Below are 8,558 nucleotides of genomic sequence, written 5' to 3' on the forward strand. Positions count from 1 at the left end.
CGGCAGGCCGTAGTATAGAAAAAATAGCTGAATTAAAAGCGGAGTATTGCGCGATAGCTCGATATATGCGCTCACAAGCGGGTTTAGCAGCGGCAATCTTTTATATTTTATCAGCGTGCAGATAAAACCGATGATGATGGATAGTAAAATTCCGTAAAATGCGAGCTTCAGCGTTAAAATTCCCGCCTTTACGAACATCGGGCTAAATTTAGCTATAAAATCAAAATCCATAAATTCTTCTTTCCATAAAATATGCATATTATACAGATAACTGATTAAAATAGTATTAAATCAGAATTTTTTTATAAAGATTCCGAAAATTTAGGAGTTTAAAAATATATCTTATAAATATATTTAGTCCGAGCAGATACCCGGACTATAGAATTTTGACGGAATTTTACGAGTAGAAAATATACGCGTACCCCGAAACCAAAAACGCGGAGAATATCGCTAGAATTCCGCCACTTCGTACCATTTCCGCCTGGCGAATGCGTCCCGTGCCGAAAACCAAAGCATTCGGCGGCGTCGCTACCGGCATTATGAAAGCGCAGCTTGCGCCCACACCGATTACTATAGTAAGAGTTTCTTTTGGCAGCCCCATTTGCGCCGCTACTCCCGCAAATACAGGCACTAAAAGCGCCGCCGAGGCGGTGTTGCTCGTAAATTCCGTAAGGCAGATGATGAAAACTGCCGTTACCAAAAGTACGATGTAAGTAGGCGCTCCGCCGAAAGTGTGCGCGACTAGATCGCCAAGCACCTTAGAAGCTCCGGAATCGCCTAAAACCGCACTTAGAGTAAGTCCGCCGCCGAAAAGCAACAGCACGCCCCACTCGGTATTTTCTGCGATGTCGTGCCATTTGGCAAGCCCTAGAATGACGATTACGACTGCCGAGCAGATGGCGACGTAAGCATCATCCACTTTAAAGCCCACAAGGGCTGAAATTTGCTTTGAAAATATCCAACCAAGCGCCGTTAGAGCAAATACGACTATTGTAATAATGCGCTCGCGCGTCCAAGGGATATGCTCCAGATCCATCTCTATTTTATGGCTTAAATTCGGCTTGAAAATTATATAAAGCACCACAAGCATTATTGGCAGCATCACGCACATTAGCGGCAAACCTACCTTCATCCAGTCCGCGAAGCTGTAGTGCAAGGCTTGAGCCACGATTAAATTTGGCGGCGAGCCCACGAGCGTGCCCAGACCTCCAATGCTTGCAGAATACGCGATGCCTAAAAGCAAAAACACGAGCGTGCCGCGATCTTTGCTTTCGTCCATGTTGGCGCAAATTCCAAGCGCGATCGGAAGCATCATCGCAGCAGTTGCGGTATTTGAAACCCACATCGAAAGGATCGCCGTAGCAAGGCAGATTAAAATCGCAGCTACACCCAAGCGACCGCCTGCGCGGGCGATTAGCCACATCGCGATCTTTTTATCGAGCTTTTGCATATGCAGAGCCGTTGCCAGAGCAAAACCGCCGAAAAAGGTAAAGATCGTAGGGTTTGCAAAATTTGCAAGCGTGCTTTTGATGGTGGCAGCCGTGAAAGTGCCATCTTTAGCGAATTTGCCAAGTCCGATAGCTACCGCAAGCACCGGCACCATAAGCGCGGTTACCGTGATATGCACGGCCTCTGTAAGCCACATAATCGCAATGAAAGCAAGTAGCGCAAGGCCTTTTTTGACATTGGGCTCAAACGGTAACGCGGCATATAGCGCAAAGCCCACTGCAGCGGCAATCGCCATAATGATGACGCCGCGCTTAGGAAACGGCACGGTGTCGGTGAGCCTGTCTAAACCCAGCTCGTCTACGTCTGAGTCTAGCGGCCCTTGTAAGCGGGAGTTGCGTAACTCCACTTTGTGTTCTTCCATAGATACTCCTTTTTTGGATTTGGCTTATGATACAAAAATGAGGCGGGAATTTTATAAATTCCAAATCAAATCGTCTTAAATTTTTAAAAGTGCAGTTACTATCGGTAACACGGCACTTATCTCGTGTGTAAATTTTAAATTATACATAAAAACGAACAACTAAGTAAGCGCTTTAAATTTCATCACAGATTATTTTTTAATGACACCCGAGATTAAATTTGTTAACTGCTCAAGGGGGGCGGTGTAGAATTTCGTCAAATTTCATCTAGGCAAGCGAGATAAAATTTTATCCAAGGCGAGTGAGATAAAATTCCAAGTCTTGTCGCGAAATTCATCGAAATTTCAAAAAAAGGATATTATAATCAACAAATTTTAAACGCGCTTATGAGCGAGCTTGGCGGAAGACGCTTAAAGATAGCAAGCGGTAAAATGGCAAAAGCGGCGGCGGTGGAAAGCCCGAAATTATAAATTGTAAGGAGAAAATGTGAAAAACAAAATTTTAATCGCGGCGTTTGCTGCTGCAGTGTGCGCAAGCTCAAGCTTCGGCGAGGGGATATTTTTAAGTATCGAGGGAGATTACTCTTTTAAATCCAGCATCACTACTAAATGGTCTGACGAGGACGATTCTGGCACGAATAAAGATAATAAGGGGCAGGCTGCGCTCGGCTTTAAAGGCGGCTACGATTTCGGTATAGCTAGGACGTACGGCGAGTACTTGTATGATTTCAAAGCTTCGAAAACTGGCACTGACGAGGACATCATATTTAAACACGAGTGGAATAAGCATAGCTTGCTCGTAGGCGGGGATTTTACGCCTGAGATTACAAACGGCTTTAAACTCGTAGCGGGCGCTTATACGGGAGTTTCATTTTTGAAATATAAAATTTATTCGTATGACGAATCTGACGGAAGCAGCAATTCGCTTTCAAAGACTCTGCCTGGCTGGGTAATTGGCGCAAGACTGGGCGGGCTATATAGCTTTGATGAGCATAACGAGATCGAATTCGGCTACAAAGCGGACTACACGAGATACAAGGCTAGTAAGCTTGGAGAAGGCGTAGACAAGGTATATGAGACCAACCATGGAATTTATCTGGGGTATAGCTTTAAATTTTAAAAATTCTAACGTGCTAGCGCAGGATGGAGCGAACGAACTCCCGCTCCATCCGTTTTTAAATTCCAAATAATTATTAGACGTCAAATCGCAGGATTGTTTAATCCGAAATTTGCGAGCAATTCAGATGCAATTATATGATAATCAAGGGTGCTGCCGATACTAGACGTAAAATTTTACCCACTCGTACATACAAAATTTCAAATATATTCACGCAAGCTTGGCTCGTATTTTTGGTGCTATCTGGTAAGCGCTTAAATTGATGGAATTTATGAAATTTTACTCAATCCGCTTTTTTCTAAGAATCGTTATAATTTCAAGTTGAAAAAGCGGAATTTTATCAATGTCTCCATTTGCCACTTTAAATTTGTTTCATAATTGCTTCGGATATCTCACGACCCCTAGTTCGAGTACGACGCAGAAATGCCATTTTGCTTTATGGAAATCTCGCATTTATATCTTCGGGATTAGCACTTAAATTTTGCGGTAAAATTCTAAAACTACTGCGTCTAAGAATTTTATAATTTTACCGTTTTAAAGCATTAAATTTTACGATTTTAAGGTTAGTCGAAAGCGCAGAATTTTACCTTTATAAATTCATGGTAAAAGCAGTGGCGCTTGTTCTTGCGGATTTAGATACCAGATTTATCCACAAGCGCTACGCTTTTACTAAAATTTTATCTTTGTAAAAATTTTAAAATTTCAATCGCTCTTTTTAAAGTACTTCGGCGCAAACATAAATTTCTAGCCGCCTCGCTATATTTTATAGGCTTGCTCGGAGCTTTAAAATAGCAAGCCGCGTGTCTGCTATTTGCCAAAAACCCTAGCGAAAATCGCGTCTACGTTTTTAGTGTAATATCCGTAGTCGAAGCACTCTTTAATCTCGCTTTCGCTTAGTTTTTCTCGCAGCTTTGTATCTGCGAGCAGATTTTGCAAAAACAGGCTATGCCCTTGCTCATCTATAGCTTTTTTGCCCTCTTGCAGATCCGCCCAGACCTTCATCGCATTACGCTGCACGATTTTATAGGCATCCTCTCTGCTAACTCCTCGTTTAGGCAGCTCTAGCAGCACGCGCTGCGAAAACACGAGCCCACCGGTTAAATTTAGATTTCTCATCATATTTTCGGGATATACGAGCAGTTTTTCGATCAAGCTTGTCAAGCGATTTAGCATAAAATCGGCGGTTATAAAGCCATCAGGGAGGATAAATCGCTCGACTGAGCTATGGCTGATGTCGCGTTCGTGCCATAGCGCTACGTCCTCCATCGCGGGTATTGCGAAGCTACGGATCATACGACATAGTCCCGTTACGTTTTCGCTAAGCACAGGATTTCGTTTGTGCGGCATCGCAGAGCTGCCCTTTTGACCTGGGCTAAAAAATTCCTCCGCCTCATAAACCTCGGTGCGTTGATAGTGGCGGATTGCGATGGCGATCTTTTCGCAGCTGGAAGCTAGGATCGCAAGTGCGCTCATTACCTGCGCGTAGCGATCGCGCTGGATGACTTGATTGGACGCGGGAGCGGGCTTTAGCCCCAGATATTCGCACACTAGCTCTTCCAGCTCTAGTGGAGCGTGGGCGAAATTCCCCATCGCACCGCTTATTTTGCCGTAGCTGATAGCGCTTTTTGCGTGTTGCAAAAGCTCTAGCGCGCGATTTATCTCATCATACCAGACCGCAAGCACGAGTCCGAAAGTGATCGGCTCGCCGTGGATACCGTGGCTGCGCCCGACCATCAGTGTCATTTTATGCTTCATGGCTTGAGATTTTATCGCAGCTTTTAAATTTTGCACATCCTCAATGATAAGCTCCATGCTTTCTTTGATTTGTAGTGCAACGGCGGTATCGATGCAATCGCTGCTAGTCATGCCGTAATGCACGAAGCGGCTCTCCTGCCCAAGGCTCTCACTCACGCTCGTTAGAAATGCAATCACGTCGTGCTTGGTCGTCTTTTCGATCTCATCTATCCGCTCGATCCTAAAGCTTGCGTTTTGTAGAATTTTATCTTTATCGCAGTCGCTTATTAGACCTAGTTTATTCCACGCCTTAACCGCCGCGAGCTCGACTTTTAGCCACGCGTCGTATTTGGCTTGCAAGCTCCATTTTTCAGACATCTCTTTTCTTGCGTATCTTTCGACCATTTTAGTAGCCTTTCGGTTAGAATTTCTTGTATAATGATGGCAAAAATTATATAAAAATGGGGCTGAAAGTTTAATATGGGTTATGAGAAAAGAAGCCTGGGAAGCTTTGAGGGACGCAAAATTTACGAAATTCTGCTTAGCCTCGGATACGATATGAAATCCGCGCAGCGCATTTGTGACAAGCATCGCGTAACCGATGCAGAGGATCAAAATTTACATAAGAACTCCGTCGCGCACGGAGAAATTTTTTTGATCGATTACAAATGCGAGCCGCGCGGACTGAAGCCTATTTTTGAGTGCGATGCGTTTGCGGCATTTGACAAGCCGAGTGGAATTTTAAGCCATCCGAGCGGGCGCAACTCGCCTTATAATATGTATGACGAGATCTGGTCGCTATACGGGCAGGACGCGTGCGTGGCGCATAGGCTTGATTTAGAAACCAGCGGAATTCTTATCGTCGCTAAGGATAAAGACGCGGCGCGCGAGCTCAAAGAGTGCTTCGAACAAAAGCTATCTAGCGCTCGTACGAGGGGATTTGAGAGAGGGCTTGCGAGGTGATTTGCAAAGTGCCGCTTACAATGGCGAGATAGAGGATTGCTATGCGCTAGGCTCGGATGAAATTTGCGGATCGAAATTTGCGGGCGATGCTGTGAGTTTACCAAGTAGCGTATCGGATCTGCGCGATATGCGAGCTTTAAAAGGGGCAGGCGATAAATTTGGATTTAATATCTTGTCTAATGGTGCGAGTAGGGGATTATGGCGCAGCACTCTATCTGGCGGCGCGCAGGCTAAATTTAAATCTGGCGCTCCCACTGGCGATGTTGACAGCGGATCTGAATTTGATGACTTATCTTGCGGCGTGAGCGATAAACTTAAACCCGCTATCGCGATGAGTAGCGCGGATAGAGGACATAAACCTTGCGCCTTATCTATGGCTAAATCTTTGCCAGCTACTTCTAAGGGCTACGTAAATTTGAAAAAATTTGAGCCTACAAAATACGTAAAATTTAGCGAAAAACTGAAATTTTTAAAGGATTTTGAGGGGTTTGTGATTGATGCTCCGATCGCTCCTAGCGACGAGTTTGCCGATCTTAAAATTCGTATGAAAATATCGCGCGATGGTAAGGAGGCGATCACGCTGATACGCCCGCTGCGATATTTTGAGGACATGGACGCTAGCCTGATTGAGTGCTATCCGCTGACGGGTAGGCAGCATCAGATCAGGCTGCATCTATTTGCCGCGGGCGTGCCGATACTGGGAGAGCCACTGTATGGGCTTTCGCGCGAGCAAGCGGAGAGGATATTGGATAAAAAGATGGTTGAGACGGAGCGGATCAGAACGACTGGGGCGCCGAGATTGTTACTGCACGCGAATGCGATTTGCTTCGAACTAGGCGGCGAAAGATACGAGATAAAAAGCGAATTTGACGCCGCAAGAGAGTTTTATAATCTCGCGAAAATCGGTAAAATTTAAGTAACTCAATAAAATTTTGAGGTGGCGACGATTATTTTTATGGTCAGGATTTTGCTTTTGCTGGTTTTTATAAAATTTTGTGCTTACAACGGCATTAATTTATTAATTTCTCATCTATGGTTATTAAAAATTTTAAGACGATTTTATTTTGATAGCTATAATTCATAATTAGAATATTAGTAATTTTGAATAAAGGATGAAAATGTTGTGGTGGGAAAAAACAGTAGAGTATTATTTTGTAAAGCAGTGCTTGTTGGACATCGATATAGCTCCACTTGATGGTGATGTAGAAAAAATAGGTGATGCCTTAACTCATAACAATGGGAAGTTTTTACTTATAGAGTTTAAAAGGGCATTCGAGAATTTATCCTCAGAAAAGAGAAAATATGCAGATTGGGAAAAAAGCGCTAAGGCCATAAAAGCATATAATTCAACTTGGCTAGACAACGGGTTTCATATATTTATTTTCGGTAGCGAAAATTACGGTAAATTTGAGCTCAGAGCGCATAAATATTGGATGCTTCAAGATAAGCTGGGTGGCAGTATAAAAGATTTTAAATCTGGTGTTGATTCTTTTAAAAAATACAATCAAGAACATGGAATATTTAAAAGAGAATTTGACGAATACGCCAATTTTCTTTTTAAGCAAAAGGGCGGGGCGGGAAGCTCTGTTAATTTAGAAAGCTCGGCATTAATAGCAAGCATGGGGAGCAAAACGGTAGTTGCTTCTTTTGGGGAATATTGCAAGAGGGTGCTTAATTTAGAAAATAGTAAAAAACAAGAACATACCATAAATATAACACCACCAAGTAGAGGTATGAGTTTTAGACGGTAATTATTAATGACTTTGATATCTATAGTATAAAAACTTGAAATATGAGGACAAGTAAGAGCTGAGGATTGCTTTAGTTATTTGTTTTGAATAATCGCAAGTTTTAGTATATAATATAGAAGTTGAATGGCGGCATATATTTGTGGTATGCTAGAAATTTTATAAACAGCAAAGAGAGAATGCTATATTCCTCGTTGTATTGATAAAATTCTATATCTATTTATTTGTGCAATCATAATTATAGATTGGTATGAAATTTGATCGATAAAAATTTGCGTAAGATTGAGCTATGACATCTAATTTTTATTTGGCTCAATTAAACTTAAGCGGATTCCCTCTTATCAATTTCAACAGTTTCTGATATAGGTTTTCCTGTGTAGTTTTAGTATTATATCTAAATTCACATTCTTTAAGATGAAGCAAGAAATTCTCTTTCTTAATGCCTTTAAATTTAGCTAGTCTATGTTTAGCATAGCCCCAGAAATTCTCAATACCATTTATATGGTTTTTACCATTAGCAAATTCATTCTTTGAGTGCTTCACTCTATAATGAGCTTTGGCCCCGTAATCAACCAATCCATCATAAGCTTTCCAGCAATCAGAATAGATAGTAGAGCTATCAAGCGCGCTATATTGAGATAATATAGGTATCAGTTCATTTGCAGAGCAGTTTTTAACTACTTGGGTATAGACCTTACCGTCACGCTTTAGCATTCCAAATACCGGAGTTTTATTTGCTGCGCCTCTACCTCTTTTGCCTCTTACTCGTTTAGATCCAAAGTAGCTTTCATCAATCTCTATCTCGCCTGAAAACTTAGATATCTTCTCACACTCTTTAGACATAAGAGCTCTTATTTCTCTAAAGATTTTACATAGGGTTGCTTCTGAAATTTTAGTTAAATTTGATATCTTTGATGCTTCTATGTCTTCTGCAAAATACTTGAGAATTTCTCTAAATTTCTTTTCCGAAATTCTTGAACGGACTATATACCTGTTTTTCATAGCTCTCATCGTAACTTACTACTCCTTTGTGTGAGCTTAAGTTAAAGAGAGCCTAAATTTATTTGTTGAGCATTTGCTTTATATGCCGTAATATATAAAAAGTTTAACTTACGCAAGCTCATTCCTT

General features: G+C 42.1%; 8 protein-coding genes. 4 read left to right on the forward strand and 4 right to left on the reverse strand.

Features of this window, described 5'->3' with window-relative positions; translation table 11 throughout:
• Both Q0257_RS02280 and Q0257_RS02285 read right to left on the reverse strand, forming a co-directional pair.
• Positions 1 to 231 (reverse strand): ABC transporter permease subunit (locus tag Q0257_RS02280; RefSeq protein WP_298021049.1); only part of this gene is annotated, 231 nt, incomplete at its 3' end.
• 166 nt (positions 232 to 397) lie between these two features.
• Positions 398 to 1,744, reverse strand: coding sequence for a DASS family sodium-coupled anion symporter (locus Q0257_RS02285; RefSeq protein ID WP_005873052.1), 1,347 nt, complete (start codon positions 1,742 to 1,744; stop codon positions 398 to 400).
• A 610-nt stretch (positions 1,745 to 2,354) separates the two neighbouring features.
• Between Q0257_RS02285 and Q0257_RS02290 the strand changes: the two genes are divergently transcribed.
• Positions 2,355 to 2,987 carry a hypothetical protein gene (locus tag Q0257_RS02290; protein ID WP_298021052.1) on the forward strand — a complete coding sequence of 211 codons (633 nt, stop codon included), beginning with the start codon at positions 2,355 to 2,357 and terminating at the stop codon, positions 2,985 to 2,987.
• A gap of 804 nt (positions 2,988 to 3,791) precedes the next feature.
• Here the strand turns inward: Q0257_RS02290 and purB are convergent.
• Entirely contained in the window at positions 3,792 to 5,123 is a 1,332-nt protein-coding gene (gene purB / locus Q0257_RS02295) for an adenylosuccinate lyase (protein ID WP_298021054.1), read from the reverse strand.
• A 75-nt stretch (positions 5,124 to 5,198) separates the two neighbouring features.
• Here purB and Q0257_RS02300 point away from each other — a divergent pair, with 75 nt between their 5' ends.
• From Q0257_RS02300 to Q0257_RS02310, 3 genes are all read left to right on the forward strand, one after another.
• The gene (locus tag Q0257_RS02300) at positions 5,199 to 5,681 is read left to right on the forward strand and encodes a pseudouridine synthase (protein ID WP_298021057.1); all 483 of its coding nucleotides are present in this window, start codon (positions 5,199 to 5,201) and stop codon (positions 5,679 to 5,681) included.
• Positions 5,659 to 6,597 (forward strand): RNA pseudouridine synthase, encoded by a 939-nt coding sequence (locus Q0257_RS02305; RefSeq protein WP_298021060.1) that lies wholly within the window; start codon positions 5,659 to 5,661, stop codon positions 6,595 to 6,597. The genes Q0257_RS02300 and Q0257_RS02305 overlap by 23 nt, the downstream gene beginning before the upstream one ends.
• 202 nt (positions 6,598 to 6,799) lie before the next feature.
• Positions 6,800 to 7,432, forward strand: coding sequence for a hypothetical protein (locus Q0257_RS02310; RefSeq protein ID WP_298021062.1), 633 nt, complete (start codon positions 6,800 to 6,802; stop codon positions 7,430 to 7,432).
• A 309-nt stretch (positions 7,433 to 7,741) separates the two neighbouring features.
• Here the strand turns inward: Q0257_RS02310 and Q0257_RS02315 are convergent, their stop codons facing one another.
• Complete coding sequence (locus Q0257_RS02315; protein ID WP_298021067.1) at positions 7,742 to 8,440, reverse strand: IS1595 family transposase; 699 nt, start codon at positions 8,438 to 8,440, stop codon at positions 7,742 to 7,744.
• Positions 8,441 to 8,558: the final 118 nt, after the last annotated feature.

The organism is uncultured Campylobacter sp. (genome assembly GCF_938018035.1).
Taxonomy (GTDB): domain Bacteria; phylum Campylobacterota; class Campylobacteria; order Campylobacterales; family Campylobacteraceae; genus Campylobacter_B.

Excerpts from the sequence above, each read along its gene's own strand:
- Q0257_RS02285 (WP_005873052.1), bottom strand. The coding sequence starts at position 1,744 with ATGGCGATTGCCGCTGCAGTGGGCTTTGCGCTATATGCCGCGTTACCG.
- purB (WP_298021054.1), bottom strand. The coding sequence starts at position 5,123 with ATGGTCGAAAGATACGCAAGAAAAGAGATGTCTGAAAAATGGAGCTTG.
- Q0257_RS02300 (WP_298021057.1), top strand. The coding sequence starts at position 5,199 with ATGGGTTATGAGAAAAGAAGCCTGGGAAGCTTTGAGGGACGCAAAATT.
- Q0257_RS02310 (WP_298021062.1), top strand. The coding sequence starts at position 6,800 with ATGTTGTGGTGGGAAAAAACAGTAGAGTATTATTTTGTAAAGCAGTGC.
- Q0257_RS02315 (WP_298021067.1), bottom strand. The coding sequence starts at position 8,440 with ATGAGAGCTATGAAAAACAGGTATATAGTCCGTTCAAGAATTTCGGAA.